General features: G+C 63.6%; 24 protein-coding genes. 19 read left to right on the top strand and 5 right to left on the bottom strand.

Annotated features, from left to right (window positions below):
• Window positions 1-48 precede the first annotated feature (48 nt).
• The 3 genes from ACMDCR_RS23535 to ACMDCR_RS23525 all read left to right on the top strand — a co-directional run bounded on the left by ACMDCR_RS23535 (window position 49) and on the right by ACMDCR_RS23525 (window position 4,909).
• Window positions 49-1,683, top strand: a complete 1,635-nt coding sequence (locus tag ACMDCR_RS23535; RefSeq protein ID WP_413988953.1) for a Na+/H+ antiporter — start codon at window positions 49-51, stop codon at window positions 1,681-1,683.
• 200 nt (window positions 1,684-1,883) lie between these two features.
• Window positions 1,884-2,996: an iron-containing alcohol dehydrogenase gene (locus ACMDCR_RS23530; protein WP_413988952.1), complete on the top strand. Its 1,113-nt coding sequence runs from the start codon at window positions 1,884-1,886 to the stop codon at window positions 2,994-2,996.
• A 218-nt stretch (window positions 2,997-3,214) separates the two neighbouring features.
• Window positions 3,215-4,909, top strand: a complete 1,695-nt coding sequence (locus ACMDCR_RS23525; protein ID WP_413988951.1) for a thiamine pyrophosphate-binding protein — start codon at window positions 3,215-3,217, stop codon at window positions 4,907-4,909.
• A gap of 96 nt (window positions 4,910-5,005) precedes the next feature.
• On the opposite strand, the gene ACMDCR_RS23520 is transcribed toward ACMDCR_RS23525, so the two are convergent.
• Window positions 5,006-5,443, bottom strand: a complete 438-nt coding sequence (locus ACMDCR_RS23520) for an Lrp/AsnC family transcriptional regulator (RefSeq protein WP_413988950.1) — start codon at window positions 5,441-5,443, stop codon at window positions 5,006-5,008.
• Between the two features lie 125 nt (window positions 5,444-5,568).
• Between ACMDCR_RS23520 and rocF the strand changes: the two genes are divergently transcribed.
• The 4 genes from rocF (at window position 5,569) to ACMDCR_RS23500 (ending at window position 8,936) form a co-directional block, all read left to right on the top strand.
• Window positions 5,569-6,504, top strand: a complete 936-nt coding sequence (gene rocF / locus ACMDCR_RS23515) for an arginase (protein ID WP_413988949.1) — start codon at window positions 5,569-5,571, stop codon at window positions 6,502-6,504.
• Window positions 6,505-6,523: 19 nt separating this feature from the next.
• A complete protein-coding gene (locus ACMDCR_RS23510; RefSeq protein WP_413988948.1) occupies window positions 6,524-7,576 on the top strand; it encodes an ornithine cyclodeaminase in 1,053 nt (350 codons plus the stop codon).
• Between the two features lie 322 nt (window positions 7,577-7,898).
• Window positions 7,899-8,345 (top strand): DUF6314 family protein, encoded by a 447-nt coding sequence (locus ACMDCR_RS23505; protein ID WP_413988947.1) that lies wholly within the window; start codon window positions 7,899-7,901, stop codon window positions 8,343-8,345.
• An 81-nt stretch (window positions 8,346-8,426) separates the two neighbouring features.
• Window positions 8,427-8,936 carry a hypothetical protein gene (locus ACMDCR_RS23500; protein ID WP_413988946.1) on the top strand — a complete coding sequence of 170 codons (510 nt, stop codon included), beginning with the start codon at window positions 8,427-8,429 and terminating at the stop codon, window positions 8,934-8,936.
• On the opposite strand, the gene ACMDCR_RS23495 is transcribed toward ACMDCR_RS23500, so the two are convergent.
• Window positions 8,908-9,399, bottom strand: a complete 492-nt coding sequence (locus ACMDCR_RS23495; RefSeq protein ID WP_413988945.1) for a winged helix-turn-helix transcriptional regulator — start codon at window positions 9,397-9,399, stop codon at window positions 8,908-8,910. The two genes, ACMDCR_RS23500 and ACMDCR_RS23495, sit on opposite strands and share 29 nt — an antisense overlap.
• A 120-nt stretch (window positions 9,400-9,519) precedes the next feature.
• On the opposite strand from ACMDCR_RS23495, the gene ACMDCR_RS23490 reads away from it, so the two are divergent.
• The 8 genes from ACMDCR_RS23490 (at window position 9,520) to rnhA (ending at window position 18,007) form a co-directional block, all read left to right on the top strand.
• Window positions 9,520-10,578, top strand: a complete 1,059-nt coding sequence (locus ACMDCR_RS23490; RefSeq protein ID WP_413988944.1) for an LLM class flavin-dependent oxidoreductase — start codon at window positions 9,520-9,522, stop codon at window positions 10,576-10,578.
• Window positions 10,579-10,733: 155 nt separating this feature from the next.
• The gene (locus ACMDCR_RS23485; protein ID WP_413988943.1) at window positions 10,734-12,314 is read left to right on the top strand and encodes an FGGY-family carbohydrate kinase; all 1,581 of its coding nucleotides are present in this window, start codon (window positions 10,734-10,736) and stop codon (window positions 12,312-12,314) included.
• Between the two features lie 146 nt (window positions 12,315-12,460).
• The gene (locus ACMDCR_RS23480; protein WP_284315443.1) at window positions 12,461-13,480 is read left to right on the top strand and encodes a substrate-binding domain-containing protein; all 1,020 of its coding nucleotides are present in this window, start codon (window positions 12,461-12,463) and stop codon (window positions 13,478-13,480) included.
• Between the two features lie 167 nt (window positions 13,481-13,647).
• Entirely contained in the window at window positions 13,648-14,634 is a 987-nt protein-coding gene (locus ACMDCR_RS23475; protein WP_413988942.1) for an ABC transporter permease, read from the top strand.
• Window positions 14,634-15,425 (top strand): ATP-binding cassette domain-containing protein, encoded by a 792-nt coding sequence (locus ACMDCR_RS23470; RefSeq protein WP_413988941.1) that lies wholly within the window; start codon window positions 14,634-14,636, stop codon window positions 15,423-15,425. Before ACMDCR_RS23475 ends, ACMDCR_RS23470 begins: the two co-directional genes overlap by 1 nt.
• Window positions 15,426-15,570: 145 nt before the next feature.
• The gene (gene ispH / locus ACMDCR_RS23465) at window positions 15,571-16,572 is read left to right on the top strand and encodes a 4-hydroxy-3-methylbut-2-enyl diphosphate reductase (RefSeq protein ID WP_413988940.1); all 1,002 of its coding nucleotides are present in this window, start codon (window positions 15,571-15,573) and stop codon (window positions 16,570-16,572) included.
• Complete coding sequence (locus tag ACMDCR_RS23460; RefSeq protein WP_413988939.1) at window positions 16,572-17,537, top strand: homoserine kinase; 966 nt, start codon at window positions 16,572-16,574, stop codon at window positions 17,535-17,537. The genes ispH and ACMDCR_RS23460 overlap by 1 nt, the downstream gene beginning before the upstream one ends.
• Window positions 17,534-18,007 (top strand): ribonuclease HI, encoded by a 474-nt coding sequence (gene rnhA, locus ACMDCR_RS23455; RefSeq protein ID WP_413988938.1) that lies wholly within the window; start codon window positions 17,534-17,536, stop codon window positions 18,005-18,007. Before ACMDCR_RS23460 ends, rnhA begins: the two co-directional genes overlap by 4 nt.
• Before the next feature lie 95 nt (window positions 18,008-18,102).
• Here the strand turns inward: rnhA and ACMDCR_RS23450 are convergent, their stop codons facing one another.
• Together ACMDCR_RS23450 and ACMDCR_RS23445 are read right to left on the bottom strand one after the other, a co-directional pair.
• Window positions 18,103-18,585, bottom strand: coding sequence for a peroxiredoxin (locus ACMDCR_RS23450; protein ID WP_413988937.1), 483 nt, complete (start codon window positions 18,583-18,585; stop codon window positions 18,103-18,105).
• 34 nt (window positions 18,586-18,619) lie between these two features.
• Window positions 18,620-19,444, bottom strand: coding sequence for a protein-disulfide reductase DsbD domain-containing protein (locus ACMDCR_RS23445; protein WP_413988936.1), 825 nt, complete (start codon window positions 19,442-19,444; stop codon window positions 18,620-18,622).
• 184 nt (window positions 19,445-19,628) lie between these two features.
• On the opposite strand from ACMDCR_RS23445, the gene ACMDCR_RS23440 reads away from it, so the two are divergent.
• Window positions 19,629-20,243 carry a YqgE/AlgH family protein gene (locus tag ACMDCR_RS23440; protein ID WP_413988935.1) on the top strand — a complete coding sequence of 205 codons (615 nt, stop codon included), beginning with the start codon at window positions 19,629-19,631 and terminating at the stop codon, window positions 20,241-20,243.
• A gap of 36 nt (window positions 20,244-20,279) precedes the next feature.
• On the opposite strand, the gene ACMDCR_RS23435 is transcribed toward ACMDCR_RS23440, so the two are convergent.
• Complete coding sequence (locus tag ACMDCR_RS23435; RefSeq protein ID WP_413993700.1) at window positions 20,280-23,162, bottom strand: EAL domain-containing protein; 2,883 nt, start codon at window positions 23,160-23,162, stop codon at window positions 20,280-20,282.
• A gap of 417 nt (window positions 23,163-23,579) precedes the next feature.
• Here ACMDCR_RS23435 and galU point away from each other — a divergent pair, with 417 nt between their 5' ends.
• The 3 genes from galU (at window position 23,580) to ACMDCR_RS23420 (ending at window position 25,319) form a co-directional block, all read left to right on the top strand.
• Window positions 23,580-24,455 carry a UTP--glucose-1-phosphate uridylyltransferase GalU gene (galU, locus tag ACMDCR_RS23430; protein ID WP_413988934.1) on the top strand — a complete coding sequence of 292 codons (876 nt, stop codon included), beginning with the start codon at window positions 23,580-23,582 and terminating at the stop codon, window positions 24,453-24,455.
• 199 nt (window positions 24,456-24,654) lie between these two features.
• The gene (locus tag ACMDCR_RS23425) at window positions 24,655-24,906 is read left to right on the top strand and encodes a type II toxin-antitoxin system Phd/YefM family antitoxin (RefSeq protein WP_413988933.1); all 252 of its coding nucleotides are present in this window, start codon (window positions 24,655-24,657) and stop codon (window positions 24,904-24,906) included.
• A complete protein-coding gene (locus tag ACMDCR_RS23420) occupies window positions 24,903-25,319 on the top strand; it encodes a hypothetical protein (RefSeq protein ID WP_413988932.1) in 417 nt (138 codons plus the stop codon). Before ACMDCR_RS23425 ends, ACMDCR_RS23420 begins: the two co-directional genes overlap by 4 nt.
• Window positions 25,320-25,420: the final 101 nt, after the last annotated feature.

The following is a 25,420-nucleotide window of genomic DNA, read 5'->3' as shown; positions in this document are numbered from 1 at the left end:
CTGAGTGCCTAGCATCCCGACGGCTTGGACTGGAGGATCTGAACAGCTGTGGACGTCGCCATCGCCATCTTGCTGCTGTTGTTCATCCTGACCCTGTGTGGCGCTCTCGCGAGCTTCGTGAAGGTACCGTTGCCCATCCTGCAGATCGCCATTGGCCTGATCCTGGCCTGGCCGGCCAACGGGTTGCATCTGGCGCTCGATCCCGACCTCTTCCTCCTCGTTTTCATTCCGCCGTTGCTGTTCTCGGACGCCTTCAACGCGCCCAAACGCGAGTTCCAGGCCTTGAAGGTGCCGATTCTCGGACTTGCCTTCGGCCTTGTCTTCTTCACCGTCTTCATCCTCGGCTATGCCTTGCATTGGCTGATCCCGACCCTGCCGCTCTCGGTCGCCTTCGCGCTCGGGGCCGTATTGTCGCCCACCGATGCGGTGGCTGTGTCCTCCATCGTCGATCGCCAGCGCGTGCCCGGCAGGCTGATGCACATCCTCGAAGGGGAGGCGCTTCTCAACGATGCGTCGGGCCTGGTCATCTTCCGCTTCGCCGTGGCGGCCACTCTCACCGGGCAGTTCTCGCTCCCTGAGACCGCGCGCTTCTTTTTCCTCGCGGTGGTCGGCGGCATCCTGGCCGGCTTCGTCTCGGTCTTATGCTCGGTCCAGTTGCTCAGGCTCCTCAGGAAGCGTGACGGCACGCCGTCTGAGGCGCAAGTCCTTCTCACCTTGCTGCTGCCTTTCGCGGCCTATCTGCTCGCCGAGCATTTTGACGCCTCGGGGATCCTCGCCGCCGTCACTGCCGGCCTGACAGTCGGCCGGGCCGGCTTTTTCCGGCATTTGAGCGTCGGAGCGCGGCTGAAGACAGGCGTCGTCTGGGACACGGTTCCCTTCGCGTTCAATGGCGCTATCTTCCTGCTGCTGGGCATTCAGTTGCCGACAATCCTGCGTTCGGTGCCATCGGAACTTTCGACGCGGCTGCCCGTGATAGAGCCCTTCCTCACCGTGCTCGGGCTCACCTTCGTGCTGATTGCGGTGCGCTTTGCCTGGATTTCCGGGGGCATCGGCATTCGGCGATGGGTGGGGCACCTTCGCCACCGGCCCGAGCCCAAGGAAAGCCTGCGCGTGAAGATTGCAACTTCGGTCGCCGGTGTTCGCGGTGCGGTGACGCTGGCCGGCATCCTGTCCCTGCCGCTGGCGCTGCCGGATGGGTCTCCCTTTCCCAGCCGCGATGTCGCGATCTTCCTGGCGGCTGGGGTAATCCTCTGCTCACTGGGGCTCGCGAGCCTGTTTCTGCCGGCGATCACACGCGGTCTCAAGATGGCCGAGGACGATCCCATCGAGGAGGAAGAGCGTTTCGCTCGTATCATCGCCGCCCAGGCGGCCATCGATCAGGTGGAGGCCCTCGCGGCCGATGCCGAAGCGGCCGGCCGCCTTGTCGCGCGCGACGTTGCCGGCCGCCTTATCGAGAACTATCGCCGCCGCGCCGCCTCCAGCGACTTGAGCGAGGACATCCACAAGGAGGCACGCGACGCATCCGATGTCGAAAAGGAGTTGCTGGCGGCGGCGCTGAACGCGGAGCGCAACGCCGTGCGCAAGCTGCTCCTCGAGAACCGCATCAATGACGAGACCTTGCACAAGCTTCTGGCAGAAACCGTTCTGGCAGAGGCTCTGATCGCGCGCAATTGGCGAGCTTGACCGAGAAGTCGCGGGAACCTCACCATTTTGTCATTGCCGGGCTTGTCCGGGCAATCCAGGAAGCGCAAACCTTCGAGGGGTCGCAGGTGGATGCCCGGGACGATGCCGGGCATGAAAGAGCTGTGACCTACTTGGCTGCTTCCCGACTTTCGAGTCGTGCTCTCAAAACCAGAATTCCTGTTCATAACGAAGTCATTGCCATGGCCACCATCACCTATCTCACCCGTATCGAATTCGACGAAGGCGCAATCGCCAGGCTTCCCTTTCTGCTGGAGGGGCTGGGCGTCAAGCGTCCGCTGCTGGTCACCGATCGCGGCCTCGTCGCTGCCGGCTTGGTCGAACGGGTCAGGGCGCTCTTTGCCGAACCGCCCGCCGTCTACGATGGCACGCCTGCCAACCCCACGGAGGAGGCGACACTCGCTGCTCTGGCGCGCTATCGCGATGCTGATTGCGACGGGCTCGTGGGGCTGGGCGGCGGGTCCTCGATCGATCTCGCCAAGGCGGTTCGCCTGCTCACCGGCCATGAAGGGCCGCTTGCACAGTATGCTGCGGTGGAAGGTGGGGCAGCGCGCATCCATGGCCGCATCTGCCCGCTGATCGCCGTGCCCACCACCTCGGGCACCGGCTCGGAGGTCGGCCGCGCGGCGGTCATCATCACGGCTGAGGGGCGCAAGCTCGGCATCATAAGCCCCTTCATGCTGCCGAGTATTGCGCTCTGCGATCCTGAACTCAGCTATGGCCTGCCGCCCCATCTGACGGCGGCGACCGGCATGGACGCCATCTCGCATTGCCTCGAGACCTATATGGCGCCAGCCGTCAATCCGCCGGCGGACGCCATCGCCATCGACGGTCTCAAGCGTGGTTTCGGCGCCATCCGCACCGCCGTCGACGATGGCCGCAATCGCGTGGCGCGCTGGGAGATGATGATGTGCGCCCTCGAAGGCGCCATGGCCTTCCAGAAGGGGCTCGGCGCCGTGCATGCGCTCACCCATCCGCTTGGCGCCATCCGCGAACTCAACCTGCATCACGGTACGCTCAACGCGGTGCTGATGCCGGCGGTGCTGCGCTTCAACCGCGGCGTGATCGGCAGCAAATGGGATGTGCTGGCCGGCATCCTCGGGGGCGATCCGGCGGAGGTTGTCGCCGGTCTCTGCCGCGAGATCGGCCTGCCGCGCGGGCTCAGCGCCATGGGCGTGACCGAGGCGATGATGGAGAGGATTTCGGGCGAGGCGCTAAGGGACCACTGTCATGCGACCAACCCACGGCTGGCGACGCGCGAGGAATATCTGGAACTGCTGCACGAGTCGGCATGAGGGGGCTTCTGTGACGCGACAATATCGAGAAGGGCTCAGATTTTTGTCATGCCGGGGCTTATCCCGGGCATCCAGTCGCAGCCCTTCCACACGTCGCGCCAATGGATTGCCGGGATGCGCCCGGCAATGACAAATTGCGGAGGTTCCATCGCTTCTTCGGGCAGGCTTCAAGTGCCAAGGGTGGTAGGATCGTCCCGCCAATCGCACAGGAGATCAGCATGAACAGGAAGGCCATCGTTCCCGTTGAGGCCGTCAATCCGCGCCGGGGAGCGGCGGTGTTGCTGGAGATCCTGCGCAACGAGGGCGTCGACTACATCTTCGGCAATCCCGGCACGACCGAATTGCCGCTGATGGACGCGCTGATCGAGGCGCCCGACATCAGCTACATTCTGGCCCTGCAGGAGGCGAGCGCGGTGGCGATGGCCGATGGCTACGCCCAGGCGGCCGGCAAACCGGGCTTCCTCAATCTCCACACCGAGGGGGGGCTCGGCCACGGCATGGGGAACCTCTTCAACGCCAGCATTTCGATGACGCCCCTGGTGGTCACCGCCGGTCAGCAGGATTCACGCCACACCATCACCGATCCCCTGCTGTTCGGCGATCTCGTGCAGGTTGCCCGGCCCGCGGTAAAATGGGCGCAGGAAGTCACGCATGCCGACCAGCTGCCGATCCTTGTCAGGCGGGCCTTCCACGACGCCTGCGCACCGCCACCAGGCCCGGTCTTCCTGTCGCTGCCCATGGATGTGATGGAGGAGATGAGCACTGTCGGCATCTCCGAGCGCTCGGTGGTCGACCGGCACCCGGTGGCGGGCTCGCTCGACAAGCTCGCCGAACACCTCGCCGGGATAAGGCCCGGGCGCCTGGCCATTATCGCCGGCGACGAGATCCATGGCAGTGACGCGGCCCAGGAAGCTGTGACGATCGCGGAGATGCTGGGTGCGCCCGTCTATGGCTCGTCCTGGCCTTCGCGCATTCCCTTCCCGACGGCCAATCCGCTGTGGCGCGGCAACATGCCGACGAAGGCGGTGGATATTGCCCAGCGGCTCGGCGATTACGATGCCATCTTCGCTCTCGGCGGCAAGTCGCTGATCACCATCCTCTACACCGAGGGTTCGGCCGTGCCGCCCGGCTGCGCAGTGTTCCAGATGTCGGCGGATGTGCGCGACCTCGGCCGCACCTATCCTACCAGGCTCTCGGTAGTGGGCGATCTCAAGCATTCACTGCATGCCCTGGCGCCCCTGCTCGCCAAGGCTGTCGCCGGAAGGACGGAGGTCTATTCCGCCCTGCTGCGCCAGGCGGGGCTCGACCAGCAACAGCGGCGGCAGGAACTTGCCGCGCTTGCCGCAGCGCAGATGGATGTGGTTCCCGTCACGCCATTGGTGGCTGCACAGCAGGCGATGCGGGCGATCGGCCCCTATGTTGCCGTCGTCGACGAGGCGATCGCCACATCGCTGCATGTGCGAGGCTTCCTCAACAGCTCTTCGTCGCGGCAATATTCCTTCCTGCGAGGCGGTGCGCTCGGCTGGGGCATGCCGGCAGCGGTGGGCTGCTGCCTGGGGCTCGGTCGCGAGCCGGTGGTCTCTCTCGTGGGTGACGGCGCTGCCCTCTATTCCCCGCAGTCCCTGTGGACGGCGGCGCATGAAAAGTTGCCTGTTACCTTCATCGTCATGAACAACCGCGAATACAACATCCTGAAGAACTTCATGAAGGGGCAGGCGGGTTACGCCTCGCATCGACAGAACCGTTTCATCGCCATGGACCTCGACGATCCGCCGATCGATTACCAAGCCATGGCGAAGTCCTATGGTGTGCCAGCGCGGCGGATCACGCGAGCCGGGGATATCGCCGGAGCGGTGGAGGCGGGTATTGCCAGCGGGCAGCCGAACCTGATCGAGATCGTGATCGGGACCTGAGCTTCCTGGGTGCGCGGACATCTTGTCCGCACCTTGGAAACGCGGCGCCGGGCTGAAAGGAAGGGGCGGACAAGATGTCCGCGCACCCGGGAAGGATCACAACCTCGCCTTCGTGCTCCGCGGTGTTGCCAGCAGCAGGTTCGTCTCCGAGGCATTGACGCCCGGGATCAGCCGGATGCGACGCAGCACGACATCCAGATCCGTCAGGCTCTGCGTCGCGAATTCCACCACGATGTCCCATTTGCCATTCGTGGTGTGCACGGCGCTCACTTCCGGAAAGCCGCCCAGCGTGTCGATCACGCGGTCGGCGGCGCGGCCCTCGACCTCGATCAGCACGATGCCGCGCACCGGCATGGAGATGGCGTCGGCTCTGAGGATGACCGTGTAGCCGATGATATCGCCGCGCTTCTCCATGTTCTCGATGCGAGCGCGCACGGTGGCGCGCGACAGGCCGAGTTCTGCCGCGAGATCGGAGATGCTGCGCCGGCCATTATGGCGCAACTGGGTGAGGAGCTGCTGGTCGATGTCGTCCATGGCCCACCGAAATGATCAAGGCTTAATGCCAATTTGATAAGCCATATTGTCACTTTTGCCAATTTGTATTGTTCATATCGCCAATCGGAGCCGGTAGATTGCGGGCAAGTCAAACGAGGTTCGACATGCCTTCGACAACATGCATTTTGCTGGGTGCGCCGGTGCAGGAAGGCGCCGGGCGCCTTGGCTGCGACATGGGCCCTAGCGCCTTTCGCGCCGCCGGGCTTACCGCCGCGCTGGAAGAGCTCGGCCATCGGGTTTCCGATCGCGGCAATCTGGCGCCGGCCCGCCTGCGTGCGTTGAAGCATCCCAACCCGATCGTGAAGAATCTGCCGGAGATCGCCGCCTGGACCGAAGCGCTCGCAGAGGCTTCCTACCGGATGAGCGCCGAAGGCATGCCGATCGTGTTCGGCGGCGATCACAGCCTCGCCGCCGGCACGCTCTCCGGCCTCAGCCGGCGCGCGGCTGAGCAGGGGCGCGAGCTCTTCGTGCTCTGGCTCGATGCCCATCCCGACTTCCATACGCTCGACTCGACGGCGAGCGGCAACCTGCATGGTTGCCCGGTTGCCTATGCCACCGGACAGGCTGGCTTCGACGGCTTCTTTCCCACCCTCGCAGCGCCGGTGAAGGCTGCGAACATCTGCATGATGGGCATCCGCAGCGTCGACCCGGCGGAGCGCAGGGCGCTCACCGCGGCGGGCGTCACCGTGCACGACATGCGCGCCATCGACGAGCACGGCATGGGCCCGCTGCTGAAGGCTTTCCTGCAGCGCGTGGAGGCCGCCAACGGCATCCTGCATGTCAGCTTCGATGTCGATTTCCTCGATCCCGGCATCGCTCCGGCCGTCGGCACCACGGTGCCGGGCGGAGCGACCTTCCGCGAGGCGCATCTCGTCATGGAGATGCTCCATGACAGCGGCCTGGTGCGCAGCCTCGACCTCGTCGAGCTCAACCCCTTCCTCGACGAGCGCGGCCGCACCGCCATCCTCCTTGTCGACCTCGTGGCCAGCCTGATGGGGCGGCGGGTGATGGATCGCCCGACGCGCGCCGGCACGGCCTGATTCAAACGGAGCAAGACCCATGCTGCCCAAACTCAACGTGGTGCCCTTCGTCAGCGTCGACAGCATGATGAAGCTTGTGCATGCCGTCGGCGTCGAGCGTTTCCTGGTCGAGCTTGCCGGTTTCATCGAGGCCGACTTCAAGCGCTGGGAGAGCTTCGACAAGACCCCGCGCGTCGCCTCGCACAGCGCCGAGGGCGTGATCGAACTGATGCCGACCAGCGACGGCGAAGTCTACGGCTTCAAATATGTCAACGGCCATCCCAAGAACACCAAGGAGGGCCGCCAGACCGTCACCGCCTTCGGCGTGCTCGCCGATGTCGGCACCGGCTATCCCGTGTTGCTCACTGAGATGACCATCCTGACAGCGTTGCGCACCGCTTCTACCTCCGCACTCGCCGCCAAATATCTGGCGCCGAAGGGCGCGCGCACCATGGCCATCATCGGCAATGGCGCCCAGTCCGAGTTCCAGGCCCTTGCCTTCAAGGCATTGCTCGGCATCGACCGTTTGCGCCTGCATGACATCGATCCCTCGGCCAGCCGGCGCTGCGCCAGGAACCTTGCCGGCTTCGGCTTCGACGTCACCATCTGCGATACGGTGGAGGACGTCATGCTGGGCGCCGATATCGTCACCACCGTCACCGCCGACAAGCAGAACGCCACCATTCTCACCGACAACATGGTCGGCCCCGGCATCCACATCAACGCTGTCGGCGGCGACTGCCCCGGCAAGACGGAGCTGCACGCCGACATCCTGCGCCGCTCCGGCATCTTCGTCGAATATCCGCCCCAGACCCGCATCGAGGGCGAGATCCAGCAGCTTCCGGCCGACTATCCCGTCACCGAGCTGTGGCAGGTGATGACGGGCGCGGCCGAGGGGCGCGCCAACAACCGGCAGATCACCCTGTTCGACTCCGTCGGCTTCGCCATCGAGGACTTCTCGGCCCTGCGTTATGTGCGCGAGCAGCTCGCCCGGACCGGCCTCTACGAGGAACTCGATCTCCTGGCCGATCCCGACGAGCCGCGCGACCTCTTCGGCATGCTGCTGCGCGCCCAGCAGCCGGCAGCGGCGTAAGTCTTTCCGTTATAAAAAGAAAAGGCGGCATGGCCTCGGCCATGCCAGACTATCGGGAGCGGGCTGAGCAAATCGGCCCGCTCCTTTTTCTTTGCTGGAGGACGGGGGTATCGGATCGGAGTGTCGATCACCGATCGACATCTTCCTCGGCGGGTAGCGCGTCGTTTCCAAAAATGTCGATCGGTGATCGACACTCCGTGTTTGGCGCTGCTCAGCTTGCTATGCCATTGCCCCGCCGTCGGATACCCACTTGCGCCAAGGGCTATGCCCTGACATTGCTGCCGGGAACCACCAAGTTCGATGGATCTGCAACGAGGAACACATGTGGCTTCGCCATGCCATGCTCCCGGCTCTCGACGGCCGATGGTCGCTCGACCGGTCCGTCGACGATATTGCCTCGGGCAAGCCGATGGCGGCGATGCAGGGCACGGCCACCTTCACGCTCGGGACAGCGGGCGAGGCCATCTATGCCGAACACGCGACGCTAGCCCTCGAAGGCGGCCCGGCCATGCCGGCAACCCGCCATTATTTCTACCGTCAGGAGGAGGACGGCCTCGCGATCTTCTTCGACGAGGCCTGCTCGCAGCTCTTTCATCGCCTCATTCTCGAAGAGGGGGAGAGCGGCCTCGTCGGCGCCGATCTCCATCTGTGCGCGCCAGACCGCTATGACAGCCGCTACGAATTCCGCAGCGATGGCAGCTTTGCGGTTGTTCATGTCGTCGAGGGGCCGCGCAAATCCTATGTGAGCCGGACGTCTTATCTCAGGTGACCTGAACTGCAGCCTTGTTCCCAGTTGGATATAACGGCGAACTGATTATGATCCGGGCACCCTCGCCGCTGGAGATCGCATATGCGCAAATTTGCGAGCCTTTCCTTGCTCGTCATGGCCCTGACGATTTCGGGTGCCGTGCCGACACTCGCCGATGACGCGGCCTGCAAGTCCTTCAAATGGGATCTCACCCGCGAACAGGCATGGTTCCAGGCCTCGCCGCCTTCACTCGCTTCGGGCGCCACCTTGGCCAAACCCGAGGGCGCGGCAGCCCTGCAGCTCAGCCCGATCGATGGCCTCGCCTTTGCGATAGCTCCCGAGCACAAGCCCGCGCCCGGCAGCTTCGGCGCCATTATGTCGCTGCCGCCGCTCGACAAGCCGGCCATCTACCAGGTGACCCTCTCCGATGAGGGCTGGATCGATGTAATTCAGGGTGGCGCCGCGGTGAAATCGGGCGCCTTCAGCGGCGCGAAAGGCTGCCCCGGCCTGCGCAAGAGCGTGCGCTTCGATCTCAAGCCAGGCCCTGTGACGCTGCAGATCAGCGGCGTGAAGGCGCAGACCATCAACGTGGCGGTGGGGCCGGCGGACTAGCCGGGAGCGCGGACGTCCCGCCCGCTTTCGGAACTGCCACGCTCTGCGACAAGGGAAGAGCGGACGAAGACGTCCGCGCTCCCAGGCCGTCGAACAGCTCCCGCGCCTTCAGGATCGCCGGCCGGTTGGCGAAGGCCCAGCGGCCCAGCGCGTTCACCGGCTCGCGCAGGGAATGGCCGAGGGCTGTAAGCTCGTAGTCCACCCGCGGCGGGATGCTTGGCGTCACCGAGCGGCTGACCAGGCCGTCCCGCTCCAGCCCTTTGAGCGTGAGCGTCAGCATGCGCTGCGAGATGCCGTCGATGTTGCGCTTCAGCTCGCTGAAGCGCCGCGGACCGGCGCTCAGCGCCATCACGATCAGGATGCTCCATTTGTCGCCGATGCGAGAGAGGATCTCGGTGACAGGGCGGCAACTCTCGGCGACATTGCTGGTGTCGATGGTTACATCGGTGTCACCCAGGGCCATGAATGTGCCTCCTTGTCCATTTTAGAACTGTATCTTATTTAGCCCAAGTTACGTTTTGTAACCATAATATTCACACCAGATGTCGTTGGGCACCATGCCCGCGGCGAGGCTTCGAACAGCATGGAACTCGGCCTTTACACTTTCGGGGAGACCACCGCGGATCCCGCAACTGGCGTGGTCATCGGCGCTAAGGAGCGCTTTGCCAATCTGATGGAGGAAGTCGAACTCGCCGATCAGGTCGGCCTCGATGTGTTCGGCATCGGCGAGCATCATCGCCCGGACTTCGCCGCCTCCGCGCCCGCCGTTCTGCTCGCGGCTGCCGCCATGCGCTCGAAGCGCATCCGCCTCACCAGCGCCGTGACGGTGCTGAGCTCGGACGATCCGGTGCGCGTGTTCCAGGAATTCGCCACGGTGGACCTGCTTTCGGGCGGCCGGGCCGAGATCCTGGCGGGCCGGGGCTCCTTCATCGAATCCTTCCCGCTCTTCGGCTACGACCTCAACGACTATGACAGCCTGTTCGCCGAGAAGCTTGAACTGCTGCTCAGGATCCGCGAGCAGACCACCATCAGCTGGCAAGGCGAGCATCGCGCCCCTCTCAATCGCCAGAGCATCTATCCCCGCCCGGTGCAGCAGCCCTTGCCGGTTTGGGTGGGCGTCGGCGGCAATCCGCAATCGGTGATCCGCGCCGGCACGCTGGGCCTGCCCATGGCCCTGGCGATCATCGGCGGCGAGCCTGCCCGCTTCAAGCCGCTGGTCGATCTCTATCGCGAGGCGGCGCGGCGCGCGGGGCATGATGCGGCCAGGCTGCCGGTGAGCATCAATTCGCATGGCTATATCGATGAGGACAGCAGGAAGGCGGCCGATGCGATCTTCCCCTATTATGTCGATGTAATGGGCCGCATCGGCCGCGAGCGCGGCTGGCCACCCTTGAGCCGAGGCCAGTTCGAGGCCTCGATTTCGCCCACCGGTTCGGATTTCGTCGGCGACCCCCAGAGGGTGATCGACAAGATCCTCTACGAGCACGAACTCTTCAAGCATGACCGCTTTCTCATCAAGTTCAGCATGGGCAGCATTCCCCATGCGAGAATGATGAAGTCGATCGAGCTGTTCGGCACGGTTGTGGCGCCAGCGGTGAGGAAGGCGCTAACTGGGAGCGCGGAGGTCCTCGTCCACGCTTGAAGCGATGCGTCCTGCGATTGAGGAAGAGCGGACGAGACGTCCGCGCTCCCAGGAGCAAATTTAACCTCCCCCTTTTGTCTGAAAACAAACATAAGCGTTGATTTGTGACTGCTGCCGTCTAAGGTGTGCCCGTCGCAAAAGGGAAGGCCCGCCCCATGGCCCGTCGCTATGTCATCGGTCTCGACTACGGCACGGAATCAGCGCGTGGCGTCCTGCTGGATGTCGAAAGCGGGGAGCAGATCGCGAGCCATGCTTTTCCGTACCGCCACGGTGTGATGACCGCCATGCCCGACGGCCGCGCCTTGCCGCCCCTCTGGGCGCTCCAGGATGCGGCCGATTATGTCGAGGCGGCCGAGGCGATCCTGTCGGCGCTGGGGCGGGGCAGGGAGATCGAAGGCATCGGCCTCGGCTTCACCGCGAGTTCGCCTCTCCCCGCCACGAGCGAGGGGCAGGCGCTCTCGCACCATCATCCGGACCAGCCTCACGCCTATGTCAAACTGTGGAAGCATGGCGCTGCACAGGCTGAGGCTGAAGCGATCAATGCGCGGGGTGGGGCCTTTCTCGACAATTTCGGCGGCAAGGTCTCGGGCGAATGGCTGCTCGCCAAGGCCGTGCAGATGGCCGCTGAGGCGCCGGAGCTCTGGCGGGAGACGGGGCGCTTCATCGAGGCCGGCGATTGGCTGGTCTGGCAATTGACGAGGCAGGAGACGCGCAGCCTCGGCCTTGCGGCCTACAAGGCGCAATATTCGGCGGAAGCCGGCTATCCCACCCATCTCGTGCCCGGCCTTGCCAGCCGTCTCGCACCGCCGCAACGTATCGGCTCTCCAGGCGGTGGGCTGACCCAGGCTTGGCGCGAACGCACCGGCATTGCCGGAAAGGCCGTGGTGGCGGTCGCAGTGATCGACTCCCATGTCGTGCTGCCGGCCGTGGGCGGCGTCAGCGATGGCTGCCTGGTCGGGGCGCTGGGCACATCGGCGGTCTATCTCGTCCTCGGCAAGGATTTCCGTCCGCTGCCGCCGGGCATCGAAGGCGTTGCCTTCGACGGGTCGGTACGCGACCTCTGGTGCTATGAGGCCGGACAGGCGGGATTCGGCGATACGCTCGCCTGGTTCGTGCGGGCCTTTCCACGCTCGCAGGATCCGGCCGAGAATTTCCGCCTCTACAATGAGGAAGCTGCCAGGCTGGAGCCCGGCGCCAACCATCTCCTCGCGCTCGACTGGTGGAACGGCAATCGCGTGCCGCTGGCTGATTCCGGCCTCAGCGGGCTGCTGCTCGGCCTCAAGACCAGCACGACGGCGGCCGGGATCTATCGCGCGCTCCTTGAATCGCTCTGCTTCGGGGCTCGCAGCATCTACGACCTGTTCATCGCCGGCGGCTTTGCCATCGGGCGTATCATTCTCTCCAGCGGCCTCGCCCTCAACAATCCGCTGCTGGTGCAGATCATGGCCGATGTGTTCGAACGCGAGGTCGAGGTGCCGGAGATCGACAATCCCACCGCGGTCGGCGCCGCCATCCATGGCGCCGTGGCGGCGGGGGTGGTTGCCAATTATTCCGAAGGCTCGGCTCGTTTCGGCGCGCGCAGCTTCAGGCGCTACCGTCCCTATGAGGAGGCAGCCTCGGTCTACCGCGTGCTTTATCGCAATTACCGCGCGCTTTGCGACAGCCAGCCGGTGCGTGGCGCCATGCATGACCTCAACCGCATCGTGGCGGGCGGACTGACGCAAGTTAGCCGGTGATGCGCTCCGGAGTGTTATGCCTAAAAACAATCAAAATAAATTTGCAATCATTCAGCGATGATGCATTAATCCGATGCCTCCGAATGAGAGGCCACCATCGAGAAGAGAGCGACAAGCTCCGACCATAATAATCCTGGGAGGATTCCATGCCAGCTTTTCGCCTGAGCCAGACTTTCACGTCGACTGCCCTGATCACCACGGCCGCCCTTGGCTTTGCGGCCTTCACCACGCTTGCCACAGCCGACAAGGCCAAGGCCGCGGATCAGGTCATCGTCGGCCTCGTCACCAAGACCGAGGTCAATCCCTATTTCGTCAAGCTGCGCCAGGCCGCCGAGGCTGAGGCTAAGAAGAAGGGCCTCAAGCTGATCGCCCGCTTCGGCAAGTTCGACGGCGACAATGAAGGCCAGGTCGCGGCCATCGAGGATCTCATCAGCGCCGGCGCCAAGGGCATCCTGGTGACGCCCAACAACTCCACCGGCATGCTCGGCATCATCAAGAAGGCGCGCGACGCCGGCGTCCTGGTGATTGCCCTCGACACCGCCACCGATCCAGCCGATGCGGTCGACGCCACCTACGCCACCGACAATTTCGAGGCGGGTGTGAAGCAGGGTGCCTATGCCAAGGCTGCGATGGGCGACAAGAAGCCGATTCTCGCCATGCTGGATGGCACGCCGGGCGGCACGGTCGATACGATGCGCCACAATGGCTATCTGCAGGGCTTCGGCGTCAAGGAAGGTGACCCGGTCATCGTCGGCTCCGCCATCACCAATGGCGCGCAGGACAAGGGCCAGACCGGCATGGAGAACCTGCTGTCGAAAAATGGCGACATCAACGTGGTCTACACCATCAACGAGCCCGCCGCTGCGGGTGGCTATGCTGCTCTGAAATCCTTCGGCAAGGCCAAGAGCGTGATGCTGACCTCGATCGACGGCGGTTGCGAGGGCGTCAAGAACGTCAAGTCGGGCAAGATCGCTGGCACCGTGATGCAGTTTCCTTACAAGATGGCGGTGGCCGGCGTCGATGCCGTGGCCGAATACGCCAAGTCCGGCAAGAAGCCCACGGGCTTTATCAACACTGGCTCGGAACTGATCACCGACAAGCCGATGAAGGGCGTTGATTCCAAGGATACCGCCTGGGGCCTGAAGAACTGCTGGGGCGGCGAGTAAATGTCATCCCGTGCGCGCCGCACCATGCAATGGAGCGGCGCAGACACGGGATCGAGAGCCCATAAGACCTCATTCTTTCTGCGGTCCCGGATCAGCGAAGCGTCACTGCGTGCCGCATCGCGTCCGGGATGACTGCGCAATCCTCTTCGCGGCCTCTCGAGGATTTGATGAGTACAACCACGGTTTCATCGCCCGAAAAAGAGCGCAGCCTGCTTGCGCGTATCTTCGCGACGCCCTCTGCCGGGCCTTTCCTGGTGCTGGTGGTCTTTTGCGTGATCTTTGCCAGCATCAATGACCGCTTCCTGGCCCTGCAGAACATCTCGCTCATCCTGCAGCAGACCGTGGTGGTCGGCACGCTGGCAATCGGTCAGACCTTGATCATCCTGACGGCGGGCATCGATCTTGCCGTCGGTGCCATCTGCGTGCTCGGCACCATCGTTGCCGGCAAGATGGCCGACTCGGGCTATGATCCCGTGCTTTCCATGGCCTTCGCCATAATACTGTGCACGATTGCCGGCGCCGTGGCAGGCGGACTGATCAGCGGCTTGAGACTGCCGCCATTCATCGTCACTCTCGGCACGCTCGGCATCATCACCGCAGCGCTGCGCCTGATTTCCGCCGGCGGTGCCTTCCCCGTCGACGATGAATTCCTGAGCTGGACCGGCAATGGGGACGCGATCTACGGCTTCGTGGTGACCTATGGCGTCATTGCCATGCTGCTGCTCTACGCCATCGTCTGGTATCTCCTGAACCAGACCAAATGGGGCCGGCACGTCTACGCCATCGGTAACAATCCCGAGGCGGCCCGGCTGGTCGGTATCCCCGTGCGGCGGCATCTCCTCTCCGTCTACGTGCTGGCCGGCCTTATCTACGGCATCACGGCCTGGCTGGCGCTTGGCCGTATTCCCAATGCCGATCCGAACTCGCTGCAGACGGCCAATCTCGATTCGATCACGGCCGTTGTCATCGGCGGAACGTCGCTGTTCGGCGGCCGCGGCGGCCTCCTCGGCACGCTGATCGGCGCACTGATCGTCGGCGTGCTACGCAACGGCCTGACCCTCGCCGGCATCGATCCGCTTTGGCAGGACCTGATCACCGGCGTACTGGTCATCGTGGCCGTGGCCTTCGACCAGCTTTCGCGCGGGAGGCGTTGATGACAGAAGCACCTTCTTCCGAGATCATTCTCGAAGCCCGCAACGTCGTGAAGAACTACGGCCATGTCACGGCACTGGACGGCGTGGATTTCGAACTGCGCAGGGGCGAGATCCTGGCCGTCGTCGGTGATAATGGAGCTGGCAAGAGTTCGTTGATCAAGGCACTTACCGGTGCCTTGAAGCCGGACAGCGGCGAGATCCTCCTCGATGGCCAGGCCGTGCATTTCAAGGGGCCGCTCGATGCGCGCCATCGCGGCATCGAGACCGTCTACCAGGACCTTGCCGTGGCGCCGGCGCTCGATATCGCCAGCAACCTCTTCCTGGGGCGCGAACTGCGCATGCCCGGCATTCTGGGCACGGTCTTCCGCCGCCTCGACAAGAAGAAGATGCGGGACGAAGCGCGAAAGGCCATGTCGGAGCTGAAGTTCCGCCTGCCGTCGATCCACAGCGCAGTGGAATCGCTCTCCGGGGGCCAGCGCCAGGGCGTGGCCGTAGCCCGGGCTGCCCTGTTTGCCAAGAAGCTGGCGATCATGGACGAGCCGACGGCAGCACTTGGCGTCCGCGAGACGGGGCAGGTGCTCGAACTGATCAAGGCCATCCGAGAACGGGGCCTGCCTGTGGTGCTGATCAGCCACAATATCCCCAATGTGTTCGAGCTGGCCGACCGCATCCATATCATGCGCCTGGGCAAGCGAGCGGCCGTGGTCAGCCCGAAGACGCATTCGATGGCCGACGTAGTGGCGATCATGACGGGCGCGGCCAAGGTCGAGGACTTCGCAAAGAGGGGATGATTGGGAGCGCGGACATCTTGTCCGCTCTTTCCTTGCCGCAGGGCATATCGTTTCCAAGAGGCGGACAAGATGTCCGCGCTCCCGGCATTTTCCACGCCAAATCCGCTTGACGTCTCTCGCCCGTGAGCCCCATATCCGGCGCGTGATGATTTCTGACAAACCTACGCTCAAGATCCTGCTCTGCTCTCCCCGCGGCTTCTGTGCCGGCGTGGTGCGCGCCATCGACGCCGTCGAGCAGGCTCTCAAGATCTATGGCCCGCCGGTCTATGTGCGCCATGAGATCGTGCACAACAAATATGTCGTGGAGAGTCTCAAGGCGAAGGGTGCGATCTTCGTCGAGGAGCTCGACGAGGTGCCGCAGACGCAGGCGCCGGTGATCTTCTCGGCCCATGGCGTGGCCAAATCCGTGCCATCCGCCGCCGAGAGCCGCAATCTCTTCGCTATCGACGCCACCTGCCCGCTGGTGACCAAGGTGCATCGCGAGGCCGAGATCCATCACAAGCGCGGTCGCGAGATCGTGCTGGTCGGCCATCATGGCCATCCGGAAGTCGTCGGCACCATGGGCCAGCTACCCGATGGCGCCATACGTCTGATCGAAACGGTCGCCGATGTCGCCGCCTTCACCCCGGCCAATCCCGAGGCGCTCGCCTTCGTCACCCAGACCACGCTTTCGGTGGACGATACCCGCGACATCGTCGATGCCCTGAAAGCGCGTTTCCCAGCCATTGTCGGTCCGCACAAGGAAGACATCTGCTACGCCACCACCAACCGCCAGGAAGCGGTGAAGGCCGTGGCGCCGCGGGTCGAAGGCTTCATCGTGGTGGGCGCGCCCAATTCCTCCAACTCGCAGCGCCTTCGTGAGGTCGCCGAACGCGCCGGCTGTACCATCTCCGAGCTGGTGCAGCGCGGCTGCGACATCGACTGGAACCGCTTCGGCAATCTGAAATCGCTCGGTGTCGCTGCCGGCGCTTCGGCCCCCGAGATCCTGGTCGAGGAGGTTCTCGATGCCTTCGCCGAGCGCTATGCCATCACGGTCGAGACTGTGTCGACGGCCGATGAGAGCGTGTTCTTCCCCCTGCCGAGAGACTTGAGAACTGGGGACCCGAGGACCAGCGATGTGCGCCAGCCTGAAAGCGTGGCGCGCTGATGGCCGTCTATACCGAAGTCAATGACGAGGACCTCGCCGGTTTCATCGCCCAATACGATATTGGCGGCGTGCTCGCCTGCAAGGGCATCGCGGAGGGTGTCGAAAACACCAATTATATTCTGCGCACAGAGAAGGGTGCCTATATCCTCACGCTCTACGAGAAGCGGGTCGATCGCACGGACCTGCCTTTCTTCATGGAGCTGATGGAGCACCTGTCGAAGAGCGGCGTCACCTGCCCGACGCCGATCCACCGGCGCGACGGCAGGGTTTTGGGCGAGCTGGCCGGGCGCCCGGCGGCGATCATCTCCTTCCTCGAAGGCGTGTGGATCAAGCGGCCCAGTGTCGAGCATTGCGGCGCCGTGGGGCGGGCGCTTGGCGCGATGCACAACGCCACGATCTCCTTTCCGATGAGCCGGCCAAATTCCCTCTCGCTCTCAGGCTGGCTGGCGCTCGCGAAGCAGGCTGATGGCCGCGCCGACAGCGTGCTGCACGGCCTCACGGCCATCATCGCCGATGAATTGGCTTTCCACGAGCAGCATTGGCCGCAGGGGCTGCCCACCGGCGTCATCCATGCCGATCTCTTTCCGGACAATGTCTTTTTTCTGAACGGCAAGCTTTCGGGCCTGATCGATTTCTATTTCGCCTGCAGCGACATCCTCGCCTATGACGTGGCCGTATGCCTGAACGCTTGGTGCTTCGAGACTGATCACGCCTACAATGCCACCAAGGGTAGGGCACTACTGGCCGGCTATCGTGCCGTCAGGCCGCTGTCGGACGCAGAGATGAATGCCATGCCCATCCTGGCGCGTGGTTCGGCTCTGCGCTTCATGCTGACGCGCCTGGTCGATTGGCTCAGCGTGCCGCCGGGCGCCATGGTCAAGCCAAAGGATCCGCTGGAATATTGGAAGAAGCTGCGCTTCCATCAGCGCGTCTCGAGCCCGGCCGAATACGGATTCGACCTATGACCGAAAAGAGGGTGACGCTCTATACGGACGGCGCCTGCTCGGGCAATCCCGGGCCGGGTGGCTGGGGCGCGATCCTGATGTTCGGCGAACACCGCAAGACGCTGAAGGGCGGGGCGCTGGAGACCACCAACAATCGTATGGAGCTTCAGGCGGCGATCGAGGGGCTTGAGACGCTGAAGCGCGGCTGCGCCGTCGACCTGCATACGGACAGCCAATATTTGAAGAACGGCATCACCGGCTGGATCCATGGCTGGAAGCGCAATGGCTGGCGCACCGCCGACAAGAAGCCGGTGAAGAACGAAGATCTCTGGCGCAGGCTCGATGTCGCGCTCGAGCGCCACGAAGTGGAGTTCCACTGGGTGAAGGGCCATGCCGGCCACCCCTTGAACGAGGAGGCCGACCTGCTGGCCCGCGAGGGCATGGCGCCCTATTTGCAGGAAAAGCGCGACAGGGCGGCGGCGCTGTCGTAGCCACCCTGCGATCTGCCTGCTCTTGGAAGCGCCGCACTTTCAGAGAGGGAAGAGCAGGCAAAGATGCCTGCGATCCCAGGGAAACACGCTCCCAGTTATAGCGCCTGCAGTATCGTGTCGGCGCCGGAAATGTCCAGCTTGCCACCATCGTCGAGATTGAGCACCTTCACCACGCCGTCCTCGACCAGCATGGCATAGCGCTGCGAGCGTACGCCGAGGCCTGCGGCGACGCGATCCAGCTCCATGCCGGTCGCCTTGGCGAAGTCGCCGCTGCCGTCGGCCAGGAACTCGATCTTGCCGAGGCCGCCGGTCGCCTTGGCCCAGGCGTCCATCACGAAGACGTCGTTGACGGCCGTCACTGCGACCGTGTCGACGCCCTTGGCCTTGAAGGCATCGTAATGCTCCAGATAGCCCGGCAGGTGATTCCGGTGGCAGGTCGGCGTGAAGGCGCCGGGAACGGCAAACAGCACCACTTTCTTGCCGCCGAAAATGTCGGAAGTGCTCCTGGGTGCGGGCTGGTCCTGCGTCACGACGCGGAACGTCACTTCGGGAAGCTTGTCGCCGGGCTTGATCGTCACGTGAGTCTCCATGGGGGAGGGATTGGTCGTGGGGTTACGGCAACCGATATAGGCTCTCCACGCCGCCCTCGCCAGTCGAGAGCGTGAAGCGAAGTTCATTTCCGCTCAACGTGGCATTCTTGGGCAGGCCATCGAGTTGCAACACGAACTGCTTGGGATTGGCCTTGTCCGCCCCTGGTGCGGGGTTCGGCATCGGCAGATACCATTTTAGTGGCGCTTCCACGAAAAGCGAGGCCGCGGAGGCTGCCTTGACGTCGATGGTGAGCGTGGCGGGCTTGGTCGAGGTGTCGAGCGTAACCTTGCTGATGGCAGGGCTCTCCGGCGCACCGATCGCCGCGGGCTTGGGGACGTGCTTCACCGCCTCGGCAATAGCATCAGCTCCTTCGCCGCCCTGCGCTCCCGGGGCCAGGGTGAGATCGGCGCTGCCCTTGGCGGGCATGCAGATCTCATGGCAGATGGCGTAGTCCAGCGCCAGCGACAGGCGGACGGGTTTGGTGGGATCGGCTGCCGTCACCTTCAGGGGCAGCACGACATCGCCCTTGTAGATCGCCGAGGAGCCGCCTTCGTCATCCAGACGGGTCGGCGCGGGCCAGAGCACGGTCACGCCGCCGAGATTTTCGGATTTCGACCAGTCGAAGGTCGGCGGAATGCCGGCATCGCCAGGGTTGCGCCAATAGGTCTTCCAGCCTTCGCTGAGCTTGATCTCCAGGCCGGCGGGCCCATTGCCGGGTGCGTTGCCCGGCAGCAGGCGCACAGCCGCGCCATCGACGGCGGACCAGGCCGAGGCTTCACCGGCGAGGGCGGCGGCGGGAAGCCCGGCTAGAGCCAGGACGAGGGTTGATAGTACGAGGCTGCGCATCAATCCTGGGCCGAGATTCAAAATGGGGATCCTTCGAGACGGATAACTGCGAATGGTCAATAGCGCCAGGCACGAAGGCGTGACATTCTCGTGAGGCAGGTCGCCAAAGAGTGGATGTGTCTTCGCCACGGTTGACCAAAATTATGCCTTAACAAAGCCAGTTCCATGCGGCACGATTGAGACCATGAGGCGCTATATTCCCCTTGGCGATGATTCTTCCGGCGGATTTCTCGACGGCAAGATGCTTGTGGCCACGCCGGTCCTCCAGCATGACGAACGCTTCGCGCGCACCGTGATCTATGTCTGCGCCCATTCTGCCGAAGGCGCGATGGGCATCGTGGTGAACCAGCCCGCCAAGAACATCAAGTTTCCCGACCTCCTCAAGCAGCTCGGCGTGATCGAGGGCTTGGCGGACCTCAGGGCGCCGCGCGGCCAGCCGATCCGCATCGTGAATGGTGGGCCGGTCGAATCGGGCAGGGGTTTCGTGCTCCACACCAATGATGTCGTCATCGACAATTCGACCATGCAGATCGAGGACAATATCTGCCTGACGGCGACCCTCGATATCCTGCGCTCCATCGCTCTGGGCGAGGGGCCGGAGAAGGCGTTGCTGGCCCTTGGCTATGCCGGCTGGCAGCCGGGGCAGCTCGAACGCGAGATCCAGGCCAATGGCTGGCTGCATTGCGACGCCGATTCGGCGCTGCTGTTCGACGCGGATGTCGATACGAAATATCTGCGGGCCTTGAGGAAGCTCGGCATCGAGCCGGGGATGTTCTCGCCGGAAGCAGGACACGCGTAGCGCCGGGAGTGCGGACGGGACGTCCACTTTTCCAGCCTATGCCCTCAGCCTGACCGGCCCGGCGATCAGCCGCCTTGCCTCTTCTGCCGTTACGGGATCGCCGAAGGCTTCGCCTTGTGCGAACTGGCAGCCGAGCTGGCCGAGTTCCTCGGCATCCGAATCGGTCTCGGCGCCGTCGGCGATGACTTCCATGCCCAGATCCCCCGCCATGCCGATAATGGATCTCAGGATCACCGGCCGGCCGCGGCTGTTGGGCTTCACGAAGCTCGGATCGATCTTCAAAAGGTCGAACGGGAAGCGCTGCAGGTAGGACAAGCTGGAATAGCCCGTGCCGAAGCCGTCCATGGCCAGGCCCACGCCCAGATCGGAGAGCTGAGCCAGGATCTGTGCTGCATATTCCGGATTCTCCATCACCAGGCTCTCGGAGACTTCCAGCTTGAGCGAGCCGCGCTCGATGCCGGCGCGCGCCATCACCGCCTTGAGGTCCTGCACCAGGTCCTGGCGCAGCAATTGCCGGCTTGAGATGTTGACCATGCCGAAGAGCGGCGGATCGACCTCGACCAGGCGCTGCCAGATCGAGAGCTGGCGGGCGGTACGGTCGAGCACAAACAGGCCGACATCGACGATAAGCCCGGTTTCCTCCGCCATGGCGGTGAATTCGGCGGGCGGCAGGCGGCCGAGCTTGGGATGCTCCCAGCGCACGATCGCCTCGAAGCCGGCGATGGTGCGGTCCTGCAGATGCACCACCGGCTGGAACAGCACCTTCAGCTCGTCACGCTCGATGGCGCGGCGCAGGTCCGCTTCCAGGGTCGAGCGATCGGGACGTTCCACCCGCATCGCCGAGTGGAAAATCTCGATGCGGTCGCCGCCGACCTTCTTGGCGTGATACATCGCGATCTCGGCATCCTTGATCAACTCGTCCGCCTTCACCGGCGCTTGCGGATCATAGATGGCAACGCCGATGGAGGCGGTGAGGAAGATCTCGCGGTCGGCCACGGCGACGGGCGCGCGCAGCGAGCGACGGATCGCCTCGGCAAAGGCCGCGATGCGCTCGGGATCGGGTTCGGAGAGCATCAGCATGCCGAACTGGTCTCCGAAGATGCGGCAGACGCTGTCGCGCGGCTTCAAGAGGCGCGAAAGGCGGCGCGAGACCGTGAGCAGGATGGAATCGCCAACCGAATGGCCCACCGCGTCGTTGACCTGCTTGTAGCGGTCCAGATCGAGCAGCAGCACGGTCGGCTTGATGCTCGGATCGTTCTTGGCAAAGGTGAGGGCGGTATCCAGGCGGTCTGTGAAGAGCTCGCGATTGGGCAGGCCCGTGAGATTGTCACGCACCGCATCGTGCAGCAGTCGTTCCTCGGCCGTCTTCTGCTCGGTGATGTCGGAGACGGTGCCGACGCAGCGTACCACCTCGCCATCCGAACCCACCACGGGACGCGCCTTGAGGTTCAACCACATGTAATGGCCATCGGCGGCACGGATACGGAAATCCTGGCTCACGCGCCCGCGGCGCTGGTCGATCACCGCATCGAGGGCAGTGCGGAAGCGGTCGCGATCGAAGATGTGGACGAGGTCGAGCCAGCCGCTGGCCGGCCCGTCGAGGGCGCCCGGCGCCACGCCGAGCAACTGGTCGGCCTCCGGGCTCACATAGATGCGGTCCGCCGGCACGTCCCAGTCCCATACGACATCGCCGGAGCCGGTGAGGGCGAGAGCCTTGCGCTCGCTGTCCGTCATCAGGCCGGGCGCGAAGGCACTTCCCGCGAAGGCATGCTGCATCACCGTGAAGCCGATCAGCATCACCACCAGCACGAGACCACCGGTAAGGGCGGGCTGAACCAGGTCATTGGTGAGATGGCCCATGATGGTCAGCCCCGCCGCCGCGACCCAGCCCAGCAGCAATGTCCAGGTGGGAATCAGCATCACGGCGCGGTCATAGCCATAGAAGGCGAGGAAGAGGATGATAAGCAGGCCCACCACCGCAAGTGTCGCGATCGAGATGCGAGCGACGCCGGCGGCGACGGGGGCATTGATCACGGCAAGGCCGACGAGGGCGGCGAGCGCCACCAGCCAGAGCGCTGAGACCACCGAATAGCGCACATGCCATCGGTTGAGATTGAGGTAGGCGAAGAGGAAGACCAGGAGAGTCGCCGAGAACACCGCCTCGGCGCCGGCTCGCCAGACCCGGTCGCCATCGGAGGCGATAGCGAGGAATTTGTGCAGGAAGCCGAAATCGATGGCGAGATAGGCGAGCACAGCCCAAGCCAGGGCTGCAGCGGCGGGGAACATCGCCGTGCCCTTGACCACGAAGGCGATTGTGAGGAACAGCGCAAGCAGGCCGGCGATGCCTAGCACGATGCCCTTGTAGAGCGTCAGCGAGTTGACCTTGTCCTTGTAGGCGTCCGGATCCCACAGATAGAGCTGGGGCAGCTTGGCGGTGCGCAGCTCAGCCACGAAGGTGATGCGCGAGCCGGGATCCAAGGTGACGCGGAAGACGTCGGCATCATCGTCGTCCTGGCGCTCGGGCTGGAAACCCTGGCTCGGCGTGATTTCAGCGATGCGCGATGCGCCGAGATCGGGCCAGACCAGGCCCGAGCCGACCAGGCGGAAATGGGGGGCGACGACGATACGGTCGATCTGCTCGTCCGTGGTGTTGGCGAGGGCGAAGACGATCCAGTGCGGATTGGTGCCCGGCTGCTTCGAGCGCACCTCGATGCGGCGCACGATGCCGTCGGCGCCCGGAGCCGTCTGGATCTGGATACGGTCGCCCTGGCTCGAATAGCTCTCGACCGCGGGAAGGAGGTCGATGGCGTCGACGTCGCCATTTACCGATACCGGCTCCAGCGCATGCGCAGCGCCGCCGACCATGGCCATGACGATTATCATGGCCAGGGAGGCTGCGATTACGCGAATAAACTGCAACATGCGATCTCCAGCCAGAGTTTGGCACCCCGCGCCAGCCTCCGGTCCTTTGTCACTCGACGGGTCCGCCCACCTGCCACTCAATTGTGTCGAGAACCAGTAGCCAGCTATGGCAAAATGGGCAAGTCGCCCCTTCCGGATTCCTGAAGGCGTCAACCGGAATGAGCTGTTCGAAACGCTTTGCACAGTGGCGTGTTGGGATTTTGTCGCATGGTTGAGACATTCCACCGCAATCCTGGCGAGAAGCGGTGGTGCCGCAAGCCCTTACCGCTTATTTGACACCTCAAGCAGGCAAGCCCGGCGTTGCCGCCCGGCCCAACTGTCGATAGGGTCGGCCATCGCCTCCTCGCCCGAGGAGGTTCATACCAGTCTCTGAAACATCACCCAAATTTCCAAAGGGTCTATCGAAGGTTTCTCATGACGCGCATTCGTAAAGCCGTGTTTCCTGTCGCCGGCCTCGGCACCCGCTTCCTGCCGGCCACCAAGTCCGTTCCAAAGGAAATGCTGACCGTGGTGGACAAACCGGTCATCCAGCATGTGGTAGACGAAGCCCGCGAGGCCGGAATCGAGCATTTCGTTTTCGTTACCGGCCGCAACAAGGGCGTCATCGAGGATCATTTCGATGTCGCCTATGAACTCGACGCCACGCTGAAGGAGCGCGGCAAGATGGAGGCCTTCGAGGAGTTGCAGCGCAGCCTCCCCGCCGCCGGGCAGGCCAGCTTCACCCGTCAGCAGGCCCCCCTCGGCCTCGGCCATGCCGTGTGGTGCGCGCGCGAGATCGTCGGCAACGAACCCTTCGCCTTGCTGCTGCCGGACATGCTTCATCACTCCAAGGGCACGAGCTGCCTCGCCGAGATGGTGGAGGCCTATGACAGGGTCGGCGGCAATCACATCGCAGTGTTCGAGGCGCCCGAGGACCAGACCCATCAATATGGCATCGTCGGCAAGGGCGAGAGCGTCGGCGGCAACGCCTTCGAGATCACCAAGATGGTGGAAAAGCCCAAGAAGGGCACGGCGCCGTCCAACCTTGCCGTGTCGGGCCGCTACATCCTGCAGCCCGAGATCTTCGATCTCCTGGAAAAACAGGAGCGTGGCGCAGGCGGCGAGATCCAACTCACCGATTCCATGCTGAAGCTCGCCAAGCAGCAGAAGTTCTACGGCTCGGTGTTCAAGGGACGCATCTATGATTGTGGCATGAAGATCGGCTTCCTCACCGCCAACGTCGCTTATGCACTGGAGCGCGAAGGGCTTGGCGATGAACTGAGGGCCGAACTGAAGGCGCTGCTCGGCTGAGGTTTTTTGCGCAATACCACACGGGCGCCCTCCAGAAATGAAGGGCGCCCTTTTTAGTTTGGACTTGTGATTACTGCCCGAGAGAAGCCCTTAAATCGAGGCGGATCGGATCGGATGGCTGTTCCGCGTGGTGGAGTACGCATTGCAACATTTACAGCATTGCTGTATATGCTGTATGTTTTGGTCGGAGGGTTTCATTGTGAAAAGCTATACGACGAGCGATTTGTCTCGAAAATCGGGTGACATCATCGCAGATGCTCTGCGCATGCCCGTTACAATCACGCAGCGCAACAAGCCCCGTCTGGTGTTGCTTAGTGTCGAAGATTACCAGCGCCTGACATCGGCCGCGCAAACTCGTTTTGTTGGTGCTCTCGATGTCATGCCAGATGAGTTATTCGAAGGGTTCAAAAGCGCTATTGAAGCTTATGAGCATGAACACGACGAGCCATGAGCTACGATGATATTCAGTCGGCGACGGTTATCCTGTATCCATATCTCTGGCACCGGGAGGCCGAGCGCGGAGAAATAGAGGGACGGAAGGACCGTCCGGTTGCTGTCGGTGTGAGAATTCCCCAACCGGATGGGATAGACCTCCTGCTCCTGTTTCCGATTACGAGCAAACAACCCGCCACGTCACAATTTGCAGCGGAGATTCCCGAAACCGAGAAGCGTCGCGCCGGCCTGAATACCGACATCCGTTTGTGGATCATTCTTGAGGAATTCAACGGCGATCGGGTCGGTCGATCCTATTACCTCAAACCGACCGCAGTCCTCGGTCGCTTCAGCAAGGCCTTCTTCTTGCCCCTTATGAAGCAAGTTATTGCACGTCGATCCCGGCTTGCTGCCGTCGACAGACGGGGCTAGAGCGTTTCACTTTCGGATCGAATCACCAAGAATCGCAAAATGCTTTTGGTACCAATAAGTTAATTTCGTAGTCCGCTCCTGCCTGAACGCATTTTGCTCTA

The sequence above is a fragment of the Labrys okinawensis genome, from assembly GCF_047345005.1.
Taxonomy (GTDB): Bacteria; Pseudomonadota; Alphaproteobacteria; order Rhizobiales; family Labraceae; genus Labrys; species Labrys okinawensis.
The sequence above is the reverse complement of the archived record's forward strand: the minus strand, read 5'-3'. Positions and strand labels throughout refer to the sequence as shown.

Coding starts and splice junctions, on each gene's coding strand:
- ACMDCR_RS23530 (WP_413988952.1), top strand. CDS start 1,884: ATGGCCACCATCACCTATCTCACCCGTATCGAATTCGACGAAGGCGCA.
- ACMDCR_RS23525 (WP_413988951.1), top strand. CDS start 3,215: ATGAACAGGAAGGCCATCGTTCCCGTTGAGGCCGTCAATCCGCGCCGG.
- ACMDCR_RS23520 (WP_413988950.1), bottom strand. CDS start 5,443: ATGGACGACATCGACCAGCAGCTCCTCACCCAGTTGCGCCATAATGGC.
- rocF (WP_413988949.1), top strand. CDS start 5,569: ATGCCTTCGACAACATGCATTTTGCTGGGTGCGCCGGTGCAGGAAGGC.
- ACMDCR_RS23510 (WP_413988948.1), top strand. CDS start 6,524: ATGCTGCCCAAACTCAACGTGGTGCCCTTCGTCAGCGTCGACAGCATG.
- ACMDCR_RS23505 (WP_413988947.1), top strand. CDS start 7,899: ATGTGGCTTCGCCATGCCATGCTCCCGGCTCTCGACGGCCGATGGTCG.
- ACMDCR_RS23500 (WP_413988946.1), top strand. CDS start 8,427: ATGCGCAAATTTGCGAGCCTTTCCTTGCTCGTCATGGCCCTGACGATT.
- ACMDCR_RS23495 (WP_413988945.1), bottom strand. CDS start 9,399: ATGGCCCTGGGTGACACCGATGTAACCATCGACACCAGCAATGTCGCC.
- ACMDCR_RS23490 (WP_413988944.1), top strand. CDS start 9,520: ATGGAACTCGGCCTTTACACTTTCGGGGAGACCACCGCGGATCCCGCA.
- ACMDCR_RS23485 (WP_413988943.1), top strand. CDS start 10,734: ATGGCCCGTCGCTATGTCATCGGTCTCGACTACGGCACGGAATCAGCG.
- ACMDCR_RS23480 (WP_284315443.1), top strand. CDS start 12,461: ATGCCAGCTTTTCGCCTGAGCCAGACTTTCACGTCGACTGCCCTGATC.
- ACMDCR_RS23475 (WP_413988942.1), top strand. CDS start 13,648: ATGAGTACAACCACGGTTTCATCGCCCGAAAAAGAGCGCAGCCTGCTT.
- ACMDCR_RS23470 (WP_413988941.1), top strand. CDS start 14,634: ATGACAGAAGCACCTTCTTCCGAGATCATTCTCGAAGCCCGCAACGTC.
- ispH (WP_413988940.1), top strand. CDS start 15,571: ATGATTTCTGACAAACCTACGCTCAAGATCCTGCTCTGCTCTCCCCGC.
- ACMDCR_RS23460 (WP_413988939.1), top strand. CDS start 16,572: ATGGCCGTCTATACCGAAGTCAATGACGAGGACCTCGCCGGTTTCATC.
- rnhA (WP_413988938.1), top strand. CDS start 17,534: ATGACCGAAAAGAGGGTGACGCTCTATACGGACGGCGCCTGCTCGGGC.
- ACMDCR_RS23445 (WP_413988936.1), bottom strand. CDS start 19,444: ATGCGCAGCCTCGTACTATCAACCCTCGTCCTGGCTCTAGCCGGGCTT.
- ACMDCR_RS23440 (WP_413988935.1), top strand. CDS start 19,629: ATGAGGCGCTATATTCCCCTTGGCGATGATTCTTCCGGCGGATTTCTC.
- galU (WP_413988934.1), top strand. CDS start 23,580: ATGACGCGCATTCGTAAAGCCGTGTTTCCTGTCGCCGGCCTCGGCACC.
- ACMDCR_RS23420 (WP_413988932.1), top strand. CDS start 24,903: ATGAGCTACGATGATATTCAGTCGGCGACGGTTATCCTGTATCCATAT.